The following is a 14,240-nucleotide window of genomic DNA, read 5'->3' on the forward strand; positions in this document are numbered from 1 at the left end:
CTGAGCTGGGCCTTACGCTGTGGGGGAAAGGCCCGAGGAAAGGACCGCGCGTGCTCCGCCAGATGCTCCTCGCCGCATCCCACCACGACGCGGTCAAGAGGGTCGTCGAGAACGCCCCCGTCTCACGCGGTGTCGTCGACCGCTTCATCGCGGGCGAGGACGCCGGGCCGGCGCTGGCGGCCACCGCCCGGCTGCTGTCCCAGGGGCTCTCGGTCACCCTCGACCACCTCGGCGAGGACACCCGCGACCGGGAGCGGGCCGCGGCCACCCGCGACGCCTACACGACGCTGCTGAGCCGCCTGGCCGACGAGGGGCTCAGCCATGGTGCCGAGGTTTCGCTCAAGCTCTCAGCGGTCGGGCAGTTCCTGCCCCGGGACGGGGAGAAGATCGCCCAGGACAACGCCCTGGCGATCTGCGAGGCGGCCGCGGTGGTCGGCACGACGGTGACCCTCGACATGGAGGAGCACACCACCACCCCCTCCACCCTCGCCATCGCCCGTGAGCTGCGCCGGGACTTCCCCTCGCTGGGCGTGGTCCTCCAGGCCGCCCTGCACCGTACCGAGGCCGACTGCCGGGAGCTGGCCACGGCGGGTTCGCGGGTGCGGCTGTGCAAGGGCGCCTACAACGTCCCCGAGTACGCCGGATTCCAGGCCCGGCACGAGGTGGACCTGGCCTACGTGCGCTGCCTCAGGACGCTGATGTCCGGCGACGGGTATCCCATGGTCGCCACCCACGACCCCCGGATGATCGAGATCGCGGGCGCTCTCGCCGTCCGCCACGGCAGGTCGCGGGACTGCTACGAATACCAGATGCTGTACGGCATCCGCCCGGACGAGCAGCGCCGCCTCGCCTCCGCCGGGGAGAGAGTGCGCGTCTACGTCCCGTATGGCGACCAGTGGTACGGATATTTCATGCGGCGCCTGGCGGAGCGCCCTGCCAATGTGGCGTTCTTCGTGCGTTCTGTGCTCAGCAAGGGGTGACTCTTCCATGACTCAGCGAGTCGCGGTTCTCGGTACCGGCAAGATCGGCGAGGCTCTGCTCTCCGGCATGATCAGGGCGGGCTTCAGCCCGTCCGACCTGGTCGTGACCGCGCGCCGGTCCGAGCGGGCGGCCGAGCTGCGCACCCGTTACGGCGTGGAGGCGGTCTCCAACGCGGAGGCGGCCAAGACCGCCGACACGCTCATCCTCACCGTCAAGCCCCAGGACATGGGGGCCCTGCTCGACGAGCTGGCGCCGCATGTGCCCGCCGAGCGCCTGGTGATCTCGGGCGCGGCGGGCATCCCCACCGCCTACATCGAGCAGCGCCTGGCCGACGGCATCCCGGTGGTGCGGGTGATGACCAACACTCCCGCGCTGGTCGACGAGGCCATGAGCGTGATCTCCGGCGGCACCCACGCCACCGAGGCGCACCTGGCGCACGCGGAGGAGATCTTCAACGCGGTCGGGAAGTCCATCCGCGTCCCCGAGACCCAGCAGGACGCGGCGACGGCCCTGTCCGGCTCCGGGCCGGCGTACTTCTACTACCTGGTCGAGGCCATGACGGACGCGGGCATCCTGCTCGGCCTGCCCCGCGCCCAGGCGCACGATCTGATCGTGCAGGCCGCCATCGGCGCCGCCGTGATGCTCCGCGACTCCGGCGAGCACCCGGTCAAGCTCCGTGAGGCGGTCACCTCCCCGGCCGGAACCACGATCAACGCCATCCGCGAGCTGGAGAACCACGGTGTCCGCGCCGCCCTGCTGGCCGCGCTGGAGGCCGCCCGCGACCGCAGCCGGGAGCTGGCCTCCGGCAACAGCAACTGACGCCACGAGGCCACCACGAGGCCGCCACGAGGTCCCGGTCGGGGCCTGTTCCCTGCCGCCTCGTGCCTCCCGATGTCCGGTGGGCGATCAAGATCTAACCTGGAAGTAAGCCGTAAATCCGGCAGTTTTTCCGATCCCGCGCTGCCGGAGGACGATTCCGGGAGGCGTGTGATGACATTCGTGCAGATCATCGACTGCAAGACCGACAGGGCCGACGAGCTCGACAAGATCATGGACACCTGGGTGGAGACGACGCAGGGCAGAAGGACCGCCACCCACTCCATGGTCGGACGGGACCGGGCCGCCGACGACCACTTCGTGGAGATCGTCGAGTTCCCGTCCTACGAGGACGCGATGCGGAACTCGCGGATGCCCGAGACCAACCGCGTCTTCGAGGAGATGGTGGCGCTGTGCGTCGAGCCGCCCACCTTCACCAACCTCGACGTCGTCAGGGACGAACAGCTCAACAAGGCCACCGCCCGGCGTTTCTTCGAGGCCGCGAGCGCGGGAGACCTCGACGCGCTGCCCGAGATCCTGACCGACGACTGCCGCGACCACGACCCCACCAGCGAGGAGGACCTCGTCGGAGTGCGGGCCGTCAGCGACCGGGTCGCCATGTACCGTGCGGCGTTCGACTTCCGGGCCACGGTCGAGGACCAGACCGCCGAGGGGAACCGGGTGTCCACGCGGTGGACCTGGCGGGCGACCCACCGGGGTGAGTTCATGGGCACGGCGCCCACCGGCAAGGAGGTCATGATGACCGGTCAGACGGTCCACAGCTTCCGCGACGGGAGGATCGCGGAAGCCTGGTGGAACTTCGACACGCTCGGCCTGCTGCGCCAGCTCGGCGCGGTCGACCTGTAATGCCGCGGTGACGGTCGGCCTGGCCGGGGCTCGGCCCGGTCAAGGCCGGACTCCCAACCCGCCCGGCGCCCTTCACGCCGGCGGCAGCAGCCCGATCGCCCGGTCGGCGCGGTGCTGTTCCTCCTCGGCCCACCGCCGCACCGCGCCCAGGTGGTTGCCCAGGGCCGGATGACCGGTCGGCTTGATCCCACTGAAGACGCGTGCCATGTTCCCGTTCTCCTGCGCCGGGACCGCCGCCTGCGCAGGACCGGGCTCCGGATACGGGAACGGCCCCCGAGGCGGGGGCCGAAAAACGGGTGCGTCGATGGGCGCCGCCGTCAGGCGGCCCACCACTTACCGGTGTTCATGCGCACGCTCGTCGGCGTACCAAGCGCGCGAGGGCTCGCAGGCGAGCGTCGCCAGCAGTTTCAGCGCCGTCTCGGAGGGGGAGCCCGGCTCCGCCGTGTACGTGCACAGCGCCTGGTCGGGGTCGTCGGCGAGGCGGAAGGTCTCGAACTGGAGCGTGAGCTCACCGACCACGGGGTGGTTCATGCGCTTGGACCCGTGCGTCTTCTCGCGGACCTCCTGGCCCGCCCACAGCCTGCTGAAGTGCTCGCTCTTGACCGACAGCTCCCCCACCAGGGCGGCGAGCTGGGGATCGTCCGGGTAGCGCCCGGCCTCCATACGCAGGCACGCGACCGTGTCGCGTGCCGCCTTCTCCCAGTCCACGTAGAAGTCCGCGGCGGCGCCGTCGAGGAAGGCATGGCGCACCATGTTGCGCTGCTCGCGCGGCAGTTCGGCGAAGTCGACGCCGAGCACGGCGACCGCCATGCGGTTCCAGGCGAGGACGTCCATCCTGCGGCCCAGGACGAACGCCGGGACGCCCTCCATGGCGGCCAGCAGATGCTCCAACGTGGGCCGCACCCGCTGCGGGCGCGGCGCCGGACGCCGCTTGCCCCTGGCCGGGCGGGCGAGATGGCGAAGGTGCTCGTGCTCGTCCGCGTCCAGGGCCAGCGCCCGGCCGACGGCGTCGAGCACCTCTTCGGAGACGTTCTGGCCCCGGCCCTGCTCCAGGCGGATGTAGTAGTCCACGCTCACACCCGCGAGCTGCGCCAGTTCCTCCCGCCGCAGCCCCGGCACCCGCCGGCGGTTGCCGTACGCCGTGAGCCCGACGTCCTCGGGCTTCAGGCGCGCTCTGCGCGACCGAAGGAAGTCGCCCAGTTCCGCACGTCTGTCCATGGCCCCAGTATCGGCCGCCCCCGGAGCCGGTGCCTGGTCCTGGCTGTACCAGGCACGGTGGTCCCAGGCACGGTGGTCCCGGGCACGGCGGTCCCGGGTTCGACGGCACCCTGGGTAGGCGGCGGACGCGGCACCAGGCTCGTTGACGACCGGCGGACACACCCGTCGGCAACGACACCAGCAGGGAGCCGACCGAAAATGATCGACACCAACCTCACCGGCCGCACCGCACTGGTCACCGGCGCCTCCAGCGGCATCGGCGCGGCCACCGCGCGGCTGCTCGCCGAGCACGGCGCCCGGGTCGCCCTGTGGGCCCGCAGGGCCGACCGGCTCGACGAGCTCGCCGGGAAGATCAACGCCGCCGGAGGTCAGGCCGCCTCCTTCGCCGTGGACGTCGCCGACCCGGCGGCCGTGGACGAGGGCGCCCGCCGGGTCGGCGAGGCGTTCGGAGCTGTGGACCTCGTCGTCGCCAACGCAGGTGTGATGCTTCCCCACCCCATCGAGGAGGGGCACGCCGACGAGTGGAAGAGCATGATCGACGTCAATGTCACCGGACTGCTCGCCACCGTGCGCGCCTTCCTTCCGCAGCTCGTGGAGGCTGCGGCGGACGGTGACCGCGCGGCCGACCTGTTCACCGTCTCCTCCATCGCGGCGCACATGACGTTCCCCAACTACGCCGTCTACTGCGCCACCAAGGCCGCCGTGACCTCGCTCGCGGCCAACCTGCGCACCGAACTCGGCCCCAAGGACGTACGGGTGACCAATGTCGAACCCGGCCTGGTGACCACCGAGCTGCGTGAGCACGTCACCGCCGACGGAGGGCTGCGCGACGAGCTCTACACCTGGTTCGAGACCATGAACGCCCTGGTCCCGGACGACATCGCGGAGCTCATCGCCTTCACCGCGAGCCGCCCCAAGCACGTCAACTACCGCCAGCTGGTGGCCCTGCCGACCCGGCAGGCCTGATCCCGCACGGTTCCCGCACGGCTTCCCGCAGAGCGCCCCAGCAGGCCTGCCGCTACAGCAGCGCGGGACGCACCCACTCCTTGTCCAGGACGTGGTGGTCCACGAAGTTCAGGACCGTCTCGTACCAGACCTTGGCATTGTTCGGGGACAGGATCCAGTGGTTCTCGTCGGGGAAGTACAGGTACTTCGCCGGTACCTCGAAGCGCAGCAGGTCGTGCCACAGCGCCATCGCCTCGCCGACCGGGACCCGGTAGTCCCGGGCGCCGTGGATCACCAGCATCGGGGTGGAGATCTTCTTGGCGTGCAGGTGCGGGGAGTTCTCCTCGTACCGCTCGGTGCGCTCCAGGGGGTCGCCGAAGATCCGGGTGAAGTGTGCGGGGCTGTCGGTGTCACCGGCGAACCCGGGGAGGTTCCACAGGCTGGCGTGCGAGACGATCGCGCGGAAGCGGTCGGTCTGGCCCGCGACCCAGTTGGCCATGTACCCGCCGTAGGAGCCGCCGAGCAGTCCCGTCCTGGCCTCGTCGATGTCGTCGCGGGCCACGGTCGCGTCGGTCAGCGCCATCACATCGCGGTACGGCTGCTGGCCCCAGCCGCTCCAGCCGCGCTGGTGGTGGTGCTGGCCGTACCCGGTGGACAGCGCCGGGTCGGGCATGAGGACGGCGTAGCCGCGGGCGGCGGCGTTCCACGGGTTCCACCGCCAGTGCCAGGAGTTCCAGCTGGTCTGCGGGCCGCCGTGGACGAACACGAGCAGCGGGGCGGGCCGGTCCGCCGCCGCTGCGTCGGGAAGGACGAGCCAGCCGCGCAGCGCGGCGCCGTCGTCGGCCGTCGTGTGGACCTCGGTGAGCGTGCCCGGCAGTTCGACGTCCGCGCCGGGGGCCTTCAGCCGCACCGGCTCCTGGTCGCCGGCGTCGGCCCGCAGGCGCACGGGGACGGGCGGGGAGTCGACGGTGTTGCGCAGCGCGTACACCGACCCGCCGTCGGCCGAGACCACGACGTCGCCGTACGCCCCGGACGCGGTCAGCCGGGTCACCTCCCCGTCGGGGGAGAGCCGGAACACCGGGCTGTGGCCGAATTCGTCGGCGGTGAAGAACACCTCCCCGGTGCGGGCGACGACCGGGCGGGTGGGCCACTGGTCGAAGTCCGGTGTCAGATCCCGCCCGGAGCCCTCGCAATCGCCGAGGCCGAACCGCCACAGGGTGCAGTTGCCCGAGGCCTCCCAGGTGGGCCGGGTGAAGCGCAGGCACACCACCGCCCGCCCGTCGGGGGTGAACGCCGGCTCGGAGAACTCGTGGTCCGGCGACTCCAGGACGTGCAGCCGCTTGCCGCTGGAGGCGTCGGCGATCACCACCGCCATGCCCTTGTCCTGCGGCAACTGGCCGACGTAGGCGGTGTAGGCGATCAGCGAGCCGTCCGGGGAGGCCGCGATGCCCTCGGCGATCTGGCCGCGCGCCCCGGCGTCCACGGGGGCGCCGGCGCTGTCCGCGCCGGGCCGGGCGACGAACACGTGCGGGACGCCGGGGCCGAGGTCGACATCCCAGTACCGGACCGGTCCGGAGTCGTGCAGGATCGCGGAGACCTTGGCCTTCTCGCGCGCCTCGCGCCGCCTGGCGTCGTCCTCGGAGTCCTGGGCCGCCGTCAGAAGCGAGGCCGCGAAGGCGATGTGGCCCGAGGACTCGGCCACGGCGAAACCGCCGATGCCGCCCGCCCGCGTCAGCACCCGCTCGGCCTCACCGCGCACCGGGAGCCGCCAGATGGCCGGCTCCTCGCGGTCCTTGTCGTCCTCGGCGGAGTCCGGCACCGCGCGCTCGGACAGGAACAGCAGCGAGCCGTCGGGTGCGAACGCGGGAGCACTCTCGCCGCTTTCGGAGCGGGTCAGGCGGACGGCCTCGCGTTCCCCGGCCGGATCCACCTCCCACAGGGCGGGGACGTAGCGGGTCCCGTCCCGGGACAGCTCAGCCGCGCTGGTGATCAGTCGGGTCCCGTCCGGGGACAGCGCCAGGCCCGCGATGCGGGGAAGGGCGACGAACGCGGAAAGGTCGTGGAACGCGGTCGCATCAGCCATGGTCATCATCCTGCCGGTAGGTTCTCGCAACAGGTAGACCATTTACCGGCCCGAGAGCGGCACAACAAGACCGCCTAGAGTTGCCCCATGCGGTACGACCTGGTCATTTTTGACAACGATGGTGTCCTTGTTGATAGCGAACCGATCGCGAACCGGATCCTCTCGGACTACCTCACCGAGCTGGGCCACCCGACCACCTACCAGGACTCCCTACGCGACTACATGGGCTCGGCCGTTCACCGCGTCCACGACCTCATAAGGGAGCGCTCGGGGCGCACTCTCCCGGCGCACTTCGATGAAACCCTGCACATCCGCACCTTCGAGGCCTTCAACCGCGAACTCCTGCCCGTCGAGGGCATCGTGGACGTCCTGGACAAGCTGGCCGCCGACGACGTGCCCTACTGCCTGGCCTCCTCCGGCACCCATGAGCGCATCCGCGTCGCCCTGCGCAGGACCGGCCTGTACGAGCGGTTCGGCGAGGACCGCATCTTCAGCTCCCAGGACGTCGGCCGGGGCAAGCCCGCACCCGATCTGTTCCTCCACGCGGCAGCGGCGATGAGCACCGCGCCGCGGCGCTGCGCCGTCGTCGAGGACAGCCCACTGGGCGTGCGCGCCGCCGTGGCGGCGGGAATGGACGTCTACGCCTACACCGCGATGACCCCCGTCGAGCGGCTGGACGGGGCGACCGCGCTCTACGCGCACCCCGCGGAGCTGCCCGCCCTCCTGGCCTGAGCGGCGCATTCCTCTACCCATTGGTAGCCCGCAGGCCGTACGTTCTGCGCCATGGTCGACACAACGCCGCGGCTGCGGCTGCGGCAGGCGCGCGGCGCCCTGCTGGCGTGCTTTCTCGTGCAGGGCGCCTCGTTCGCGGTGCTGGTCACCCGGATTCCCGCGCTCCAACGGCAGTACGGGCTCAGCGACGGGGCGCTGACCGTGCTGCTCGCCGTGGTGCCGATCGTGGCCGGAGCCGGCAGCGTCAGCGCCGAGACCCTGGCGAGGCGGTTCGGGCTCCGGCACGTCCTGCGCTGGGTGCAGCCGGTCGTCTGCCTGTCCTTGATCGCCGTGGGCGCGGGCTCCACGCTGGCCGAACTCGCGGTCTCCCTGCTCGTGTTCGGCCTCTGCCTGGGGGCCGTGGACGCCACCGCCAATATGCAGGGCGTCGCACTCCAGCAGGCCTACGGCCGCAGCATCATGCTGGGCTTCCATGCCGCCTTCAGCCTCGGCGGCATCGCCGGCGCCTCCCTGGCGTGGGCCGGGGCGCACTGGAACCACTCCCTGATGGCGCTGTTCGCGGCGACGGCCTGCGTGACCGTGCCCACCGCGCTCACCGCCAGCCGCTGGTACGCCGACAAGCCGCCCGTCGAGGGCAGCGCCGAGGAGGAGCCGGGGGCCCGTTTCCCCTGGAAGCCCCTGCTCCCGCTCTGCGCGGTGATGGCCATCGCGTTCATCGCCGACTCCACCGTCGCCAACTGGAGCGCCAAGTACCTCGAGGACGTCCTGCACAGCTCCGAGCAGGTCGCCACCGTGCCCTACAACGCCTACCTCGTAGCCACCCTGGCCGGCCGCTCCGTCGGCGACCTCGCCGTACGCCGCTGGGGACCCGCCGCCGTGGTGCGCTCCGGCGCGGTCCTGTCCGCTCTCGGCCTGGCGGTCACCGCGACCGCGAACGGGGCGTGGCTGGGGGTCGCGGGCTTCACCGTCCTCGGCCTGGGCCTGTGCGCGATCGTCCCGCAGACCTTCGCCGCCGCGGGCCGCATCCGGCCGGAGAAGTCCGACGCCGCGGTGGCCCGCCTCAACATCTTCAACTACGTCGGCGTGCTCCTCGGCTCCCCCCTCGTCGGCGCGATAGGCGACGCCTGGTCGTACCGTGCCGCCCTGGTCGTCCCGATGCTGCTCGTGCTCGCCATCCTCTGCCTCGGCAGGCCCTTCGGCGTGGTGCAGTCCACGCGGCTACCGTTGCGTGCATGACTTGCGCGGCGAAGCTGATGTGGGACGAGGCCGTGACCGGGTACGACTTCGGCCCCGGCCACCCGATGGACCCGGTGCGCCTATCGCTGACCATGCGCCTGGTCGAGTCCTTCGGCCTGGACAAACAGACCACGGTCGCCGCGGCGCCCGCCGCCGGAGAGTCGACCCTGCGGCTCGTCCACACCCGTGACTACATCGGTGCCGTCCGTGCCGCCTCCGCCGACCCGGACAGCGCCGACCCGCGGCGCGGCCTCGGAACGGAGGACGACCCGGCCTTCCACGGCATGCACGAGGTGTCCGCGCTGATCGCCGGGCAGTCCGTGGCCGCCGCCGACACCGTCTGGCGCGGCACCCACGCCCACGCCGTGAACTTCGCCGGCGGGCTGCACCACGCCATGCCCGACCGCGCCTCCGGCTTCTGCGTCTACAACGACGCGGCCCTCGCCGTCGCCCGGCTGCTGGAGTCCGGGGCGGAGCGCGTCGCCTACGTGGACGTGGACGTGCACCACGGCGACGGGGTGCAGACCGCGTTCTGGAACGACCCCAGGGTGCTCACCATCTCGCTGCACGAGCACCCGCACACCCTCTTCCCGCAGACGGGGTATCCGCACGAGACCGGTGGTCCGGACGCCGAGGGCGCGGCCGTCAACGTCGCCCTGCCCGCCGGGACCGGCGACGACGGCTGGCTGCGCGCCTTCCACGCGGTCGTGCCGGAGCTCATCGGGGCGTTCCGCCCGCGGGTGCTGGTCACCCAGCACGGCGCCGACACCCATGTCGAGGACCCGCTGGCGCATCTCGCGGTGAGCCTGGACGCCCAGCGGGCGGTGGCCGAGTCCTGCCACGAGCTGGCGCACCGGTACAGCGACGGCCGGTGGGTGGCGCTGGGGGGCGGCGGCTACGCGGTCGTGGACGTCGTACCCCGCTCCTGGACCCATCTGGTGGCCGTCGCGGCGGGTGAGCCGATCGACCCGGCCACCGAGATCCCCGACGAGTGGCGGCACGAGGTCTACCGCCGTACCCGCCAGGACGCCCCGCGACGGATGACGGACGGCCGCACCCCGCATGTGCGCTCGTTCGAGGACGGCGGCTACGACCCGGCGGACCGGCTGGACCAGGCGGTGCTGGCCACCCGCCGGGCCGTCTTCCCGCACCACGGGCTGATGCCGTGACGGGCTGATGCTGTGACGGGCTGATGCCGTGACGAGTGCCGCCGTTGCCGGCAGAGCCGCCGTTTGCCGCGAGCGCGGTGGCAGGCGGCGCCGCGAGCGTCACCCCGGCCCCCGTCCCAACCCCCTCCCAATGGGCGCCTCTTCGGCGATTCCACCCCCAACCATCCCTTTTGGCCGCACAATCGGCGTGTGCCCAGCAGGGAGCAGTTGCGCGAGCATCTCGTCGCCACCCGTATCGCGGGCCCGGTGGCGACCACGCGCGAGCGGAACCTGCTCAGCTACCGCCTGTTCGCCGCGGGCGATCCCCGCGTCCTGCTCGGCCTCGACCCGGAACGCCTCTGGGACGTGCCCGGCCTGCTGCGGCTGATGGCGGACCGCTGCGGCGTCTCGCCCGACCCGGCCCACCGCCACGGGCCGGACACGATCGACCCCGAGCGGACCCTCTCCGCGCTCGACGCCTTCGCCGACCGGCTCGCCCGCGCCGCCGCCGACCGCGTCCCGGTCCTGTTCGGCACCGGACACCCCGAGCGGCTGCTCGGCTTCTACGCCGCCGTGGCCGCCGGTCTTGCCCGGGCCGGCTGCCCGGTGCTGACCCCCGCCCGCGGGCTGCCCCTGGAGCTTCCGACAGGCCGTGGAGCGCGGCCCTATGTACTCGAGTACGTACGGTCCGTGGCACTTGTGCGACCGGATGGGGCGCACGGGTCAGGCACGAGCGCCCCCGCGCACAACCACTCGCCCCTGCCGGTCCGCGCGGCCCTCGGCGCCGCCGCGCAGGCCGGCGATCCACTGCCCCGACTGGTCGTCGGAGACCACGGATGGGTGTGCGGCGCAGGTCAGTTGGGCCTTGCCGCGCTTGGCCTCGCGGACACCAACGACCCCGCGCTGTTCGTCGGCGAGGCCGAGGGGAGAGTGCTCCTCACGGTCCCGCTCGATGACGCAGTGCGGTCTTCGTACTACCGACCGCTTACTCGTTATGTACTCAATCGGGCGTGTCTGTCACAGTAGGCAACCGATCGTGGCTCCTCTTCCCCACTAGTACCACCCGCATCTACTCTGGGAAGAAGCGCACGTGCGTGTAGGTGTCACCGGAGGGGAAGCCGGTGCCTGTCACGTGCGGAAGGTTCAGGTGTGTCATGGCTTCTGGCGAGAGGCCTCTCAACGAGGTCGTATTCCTGACCGTGGCCGAAGTAGCCGCGGTAATGCGAGTGTCCAAGATGACCGTGTACCGCCTGGTACACAGCGGTCATCTGCCGGCGATCCGGGTGGGCAGGTCCTTCCGGGTCCCAGAACAAGCGGTCCATGCGTACCTGCGCGACTCCTATGTGGGAGCCGACACGGCCTAGTCGACGGCCGGCAGGGACCTCGATTACAACCGCGGCATTCGGGCGGGTAGGCTGAGCCGACGTAGGTCGTGTGGGCTCGGACGCCCCGCGCCGAGTGATCTGGGGCCGCGATGAGCGCGGCCTCAGGACGTATCCAGTGAGCGAGGGTAGTCGTGGGCTCTGTCATCAAGAAGCGCCGCAAGCGCATGGCCAAGAAGAAGCACCGCAAGCTGCTCAAGCGCACGCGCGTTCAGCGTCGTAACAAGAAGTAGGCGCGACGCTTCCAGCCTCTGCCCGCCACCCTGCCCCGCCGATCATCGGCTGAGCGGGGCGGCGGGCAGCGGTGCTTTTGGTGCCGCAGCCGTGCCGCTGACTCCAGTGCGCCGAGTCGGTGCCACTGGGCTTCGTGGACCTGGTTTGCGCTCGCGGGCGGCGTGGTATTCGTGGCTACCACCCCGACAACCCACTCGAAAGCCCAGCCGGAGCTCACCGAATCACCACCTCAGCGGCACCCGTCCAGCACGGTCCGATCGTAAAGGTGCTGCCAAAGGTGCCCTCAACGCGCAGCACGCAGTCACCCCGCAGCAACAACCACCAGATACGGTGAGCCGCCGGGAGTCCAACGCAGAGACCACCGCAGACAAGGGGCAGCGCTTTGGGCAAGGTCGTCCTCGTCACCGGAGTCGCACGCCACCTCGGTGGCCGGTTCGTACGCCGTATCAAGCGCGAGCCCGAAGTGGACCGGGTCATCGGCGTGGACGCCGTCCCACCCGAGCACGACCTCGGCGGCGCCGTCTTCGTGCGCGCCGACATCCGCCACCCCATGATCGCCAAGGTGCTCGCCGAGCACTCCGTCGACACCGTCGTCCACATGGACGTCACCGGCACCCCGCTGGGCTCCGGAGGCCGGGCCTCGGTCAAGGAGACCAACGTCATCGGCACCATGCAGCTGCTCGGCGCCTGCCAGAAGTCCCCGACCGTGCGCCGCCTCGTGGTCAAGTCCACGACCAGCGTCTACGGCTCCGCGCCCCGCGACCCGGCGGTCTTCACCGAGACGATGCTGCCCAAGGCCCTGCCGACCGGAGGCTTCGCCAAGGACGCCGTCGAGGTCGAGGGCTATGTGCGCGGCTTCGCCCGCCGCCGCCCCGACGTCGCCGTCGCCGTGCTGCGCTTCGCCAACATCCTCGGCCCCAAGGGCGGAACACCGCTGGCCGACTACCTCTCCCTGCCCGTCCTGCCGACCGTCCTCGGATACGACCCGCGGCTGCAGTTCGTGCACGAGGACGACGTCATCGACGTGCTGCGCCTGGCCTCCGTGGAGCCCCGCCGCGGGACGCTCAACAGCGGCACGTTCAACGTCGCGGGCGACGGCGTCCTGCTGCTGTCGCAGTGCTCCCGGCGCCTCGGCCGCCCCACCGTCCCCGTCCTGCTGCCCGCCATCACCTGGCTGGGGCAGTTCGTACGCACCGCGGGAATCCTCGACTTCTCGCCCGAGCAGATCCGCCTGCTCACCCACGGCCGGATCGTGGACACCACGCAGATGCGAGAGACACTGGGATACACACCCCGGTACACCACCCCCGAGGCGTTCCGCGACTTCGCGCGCAGCCACGGTCCGGGACTGCTCCCGCCCGACCAGGTCGCCCGCGCCGTCGACCGGCTCGCCGCCGTACTTCCCCCCGCCAGCGAACCCAAGGAGCACAGTGCCCATGGCTGACGCGAAGGTCATCCCGTTCGACGAAGACGGTCGCGGACGGCGGGGGGCCAAGGCGTCCAGGGTCAGGAACGGGCGCAAACGCTCCGACGCCGGCGGCGGACTGGCCCCTCTGCCACTGCCGGAGCAGCCTCTGCCCGCCCAGGCTGGAGCGGGCGACGCCCAGCAGCCGCAGGAGTCCCCGCGGCCGCCCACGGCCGCCGAGATCGCCGCGGACGCGGAGAAGCGCACCGAGGGCCTCGCCGAGGCGTTCAACCACGCCCTCGGTGCCGCCGCGGACCGGCTGCTCGGCGGCACCTGGGAACGCAAGGTCGCGCACGGCCTGGCCTTCCTGCGCCGCCGGGTCACCGGGGACTACGAGGTCGACGAGTTCGGGTACGACCGCGAACTGACCGACCAGGTCCTGATGTCGCTCATGCGGCCGCTGTTCCGGGACTACTTCCGGGTCGAGGTGCGAGGCGTCGAGAACATCCCCGACACCGGCGGAGCGCTCGTCGTCGCCAACCACTCGGGAACGCTCCCGCTCGACGCCCTCATGACGCAGATCGCCGTCCACGACCACCACCCCAAGGGCCGCCATCTGCGCCTGCTCGCCGCCGACCTGGTCTTCGTCCTGCCCGTGGTCAATGAGCTGGCACGCAAGGCCGGGCACACCCTCGCCTGCGCCGAGGACGCCCAACTCCTGCTGGAGCGCGGAGAAGTGGTCGGCGTCATGCCGGAGGGGTTCAAGGGACTCGGCAAGCCGTTCTCCGAGCGGTACAAGCTCCAGCGCTTCGGGCGCGGAGGCTTCGTCTCCACGGCGCTGCGCACCGGGGTGCCGATCGTCCCGTGCTCCATCGTGGGCGCGGAGGAGATCTACCCGATGGTGGGCAACGCCCGTACGCTCGCCCGCCTCCTCGGCTTCCCGTACTTCCCGGTGACGCCGACGTTCCCCTGGCTGGGGCCGCTGGGGGCCGTGCCGCTCCCCACGAAGTGGACCATCCAGTTCGGCGAGCCCATCCCCACGGACGGCTACCCGGCCGAGGCCGCCGAGGACCCGATGCTGGTGTTCAACCTCACCGACCAGGTGCGCGAGACCATCCAGCACACCCTGTACAAGCTGCTCGTCCAGCGCCGGTCGGTCTTCTTCTGAGCGGTCGGCGCTGCGAGCGGCCGGT

General features: G+C 71.5%; 14 protein-coding genes and 1 pseudogene. 12 read left to right on the forward strand and 3 right to left on the reverse strand.

The window, feature by feature from the left end; translation table 11 throughout:
- Window positions 1-50 precede the first annotated feature (50 nt).
- The 3 genes from IEY86_RS16525 (at window position 51) to IEY86_RS16535 (ending at window position 2,664) form a co-directional block, all read left to right on the forward strand.
- On the forward strand, window positions 51-980 hold the full coding sequence (locus IEY86_RS16525; RefSeq protein ID WP_189132456.1) for a proline dehydrogenase family protein: 930 nt from the start codon (window positions 51-53) through the stop codon (window positions 978-980).
- Window positions 981-987: 7 nt separating this feature from the next.
- Window positions 988-1,800, forward strand: coding sequence for a pyrroline-5-carboxylate reductase (gene proC / locus IEY86_RS16530; RefSeq protein WP_189132457.1), 813 nt, complete (start codon window positions 988-990; stop codon window positions 1,798-1,800).
- A gap of 171 nt (window positions 1,801-1,971) precedes the next feature.
- Window positions 1,972-2,664, forward strand: a complete 693-nt coding sequence (locus IEY86_RS16535; RefSeq protein WP_189132458.1) for an ester cyclase — start codon at window positions 1,972-1,974, stop codon at window positions 2,662-2,664.
- Window positions 2,665-2,766: 102 nt separating this feature from the next.
- Here the strand turns inward: IEY86_RS16535 and IEY86_RS16540 are convergent.
- Window positions 2,767-2,871 (reverse strand): annotated as a pseudogene (locus IEY86_RS16540) (tryptophan--tRNA ligase); the annotation flags it as partial.
- A 126-nt stretch (window positions 2,872-2,997) separates the two neighbouring features.
- On the reverse strand, window positions 2,998-3,882 hold the full coding sequence (locus tag IEY86_RS16545) for a helix-turn-helix transcriptional regulator (RefSeq protein WP_189132459.1): 885 nt from the start codon (window positions 3,880-3,882) through the stop codon (window positions 2,998-3,000).
- A gap of 198 nt (window positions 3,883-4,080) precedes the next feature.
- On the opposite strand from IEY86_RS16545, the gene IEY86_RS16550 reads away from it, so the two are divergent.
- Window positions 4,081-4,848: an SDR family oxidoreductase gene (locus tag IEY86_RS16550; RefSeq protein ID WP_189132460.1), complete on the forward strand. Its 768-nt coding sequence runs from the start codon at window positions 4,081-4,083 to the stop codon at window positions 4,846-4,848.
- Between the two features lie 52 nt (window positions 4,849-4,900).
- On the opposite strand, the gene IEY86_RS16555 is transcribed toward IEY86_RS16550, so the two are convergent.
- Window positions 4,901-6,910 carry a S9 family peptidase gene (locus tag IEY86_RS16555; RefSeq protein ID WP_308425147.1) on the reverse strand — a complete coding sequence of 670 codons (2,010 nt, stop codon included), beginning with the start codon at window positions 6,908-6,910 and terminating at the stop codon, window positions 4,901-4,903.
- Window positions 6,911-6,997: 87 nt separating this feature from the next.
- Here IEY86_RS16555 and IEY86_RS16560 point away from each other — a divergent pair, with 87 nt between their 5' ends.
- The 8 genes from IEY86_RS16560 (at window position 6,998) to IEY86_RS16595 (ending at window position 14,215) form a co-directional block, all read left to right on the forward strand.
- Window positions 6,998-7,642 carry an HAD family hydrolase gene (locus IEY86_RS16560; RefSeq protein ID WP_189132461.1) on the forward strand — a complete coding sequence of 215 codons (645 nt, stop codon included), beginning with the start codon at window positions 6,998-7,000 and terminating at the stop codon, window positions 7,640-7,642.
- A 51-nt stretch (window positions 7,643-7,693) separates the two neighbouring features.
- Window positions 7,694-8,878 carry an MFS transporter gene (locus IEY86_RS16565; RefSeq protein WP_189132462.1) on the forward strand — a complete coding sequence of 395 codons (1,185 nt, stop codon included), beginning with the start codon at window positions 7,694-7,696 and terminating at the stop codon, window positions 8,876-8,878.
- Window positions 8,875-10,047 carry an acetoin utilization protein AcuC gene (locus tag IEY86_RS16570; RefSeq protein ID WP_189132463.1) on the forward strand — a complete coding sequence of 391 codons (1,173 nt, stop codon included), beginning with the start codon at window positions 8,875-8,877 and terminating at the stop codon, window positions 10,045-10,047. Before IEY86_RS16565 ends, IEY86_RS16570 begins: the two co-directional genes overlap by 4 nt.
- A 189-nt stretch (window positions 10,048-10,236) precedes the next feature.
- Entirely contained in the window at window positions 10,237-11,052 is an 816-nt protein-coding gene (locus tag IEY86_RS16575) for a phosphatase (protein WP_189132464.1), read from the forward strand.
- A 128-nt stretch (window positions 11,053-11,180) separates the two neighbouring features.
- Window positions 11,181-11,390 (forward strand): helix-turn-helix domain-containing protein, encoded by a 210-nt coding sequence (locus tag IEY86_RS16580; RefSeq protein WP_189132465.1) that lies wholly within the window; start codon window positions 11,181-11,183, stop codon window positions 11,388-11,390.
- A 152-nt stretch (window positions 11,391-11,542) separates the two neighbouring features.
- Window positions 11,543-11,641, forward strand: a complete 99-nt coding sequence (locus IEY86_RS16585) for a 30S ribosomal protein bS22 (protein ID WP_003948845.1) — start codon at window positions 11,543-11,545, stop codon at window positions 11,639-11,641.
- 383 nt (window positions 11,642-12,024) lie between these two features.
- A complete protein-coding gene (locus IEY86_RS16590; RefSeq protein ID WP_189132466.1) occupies window positions 12,025-13,086 on the forward strand; it encodes an NAD-dependent epimerase/dehydratase family protein in 1,062 nt (353 codons plus the stop codon).
- Window positions 13,079-14,215 (forward strand): lysophospholipid acyltransferase family protein, encoded by a 1,137-nt coding sequence (locus tag IEY86_RS16595; RefSeq protein ID WP_189132467.1) that lies wholly within the window; start codon window positions 13,079-13,081, stop codon window positions 14,213-14,215. The genes IEY86_RS16590 and IEY86_RS16595 overlap by 8 nt, the downstream gene beginning before the upstream one ends.
- The last annotated feature ends 25 nt before the right edge of the window (window positions 14,216-14,240 follow it).

The organism is Wenjunlia tyrosinilytica, from assembly GCF_014646055.1.
Taxonomy (GTDB): Bacteria; Actinomycetota; Actinomycetes; order Streptomycetales; family Streptomycetaceae; genus Wenjunlia; species Wenjunlia tyrosinilytica.

Bases quoted from the DNA above. Each gene is read 5' to 3' on its own strand.
- IEY86_RS16580 (WP_189132465.1), top strand. From the start codon at position 11,181: ATGGCTTCTGGCGAGAGGCCTCTCAACGAGGTCGTATTCCTGACCGTG.
- IEY86_RS16560 (WP_189132461.1), top strand. From the start codon at position 6,998: ATGCGGTACGACCTGGTCATTTTTGACAACGATGGTGTCCTTGTTGAT.
- IEY86_RS16535 (WP_189132458.1), top strand. From the start codon at position 1,972: ATGACATTCGTGCAGATCATCGACTGCAAGACCGACAGGGCCGACGAG.
- proC (WP_189132457.1), top strand. From the start codon at position 988: ATGACTCAGCGAGTCGCGGTTCTCGGTACCGGCAAGATCGGCGAGGCT.
- IEY86_RS16595 (WP_189132467.1), top strand. From the start codon at position 13,079: ATGGCTGACGCGAAGGTCATCCCGTTCGACGAAGACGGTCGCGGACGG.
- IEY86_RS16565 (WP_189132462.1), top strand. From the start codon at position 7,694: ATGGTCGACACAACGCCGCGGCTGCGGCTGCGGCAGGCGCGCGGCGCC.
- IEY86_RS16550 (WP_189132460.1), top strand. From the start codon at position 4,081: ATGATCGACACCAACCTCACCGGCCGCACCGCACTGGTCACCGGCGCC.
- IEY86_RS16545 (WP_189132459.1), bottom strand. From the start codon at position 3,882: ATGGACAGACGTGCGGAACTGGGCGACTTCCTTCGGTCGCGCAGAGCG.
- IEY86_RS16570 (WP_189132463.1), top strand. From the start codon at position 8,875: ATGACTTGCGCGGCGAAGCTGATGTGGGACGAGGCCGTGACCGGGTAC.
- IEY86_RS16555 (WP_308425147.1), bottom strand. From the start codon at position 6,910: ATGGCTGATGCGACCGCGTTCCACGACCTTTCCGCGTTCGTCGCCCTT.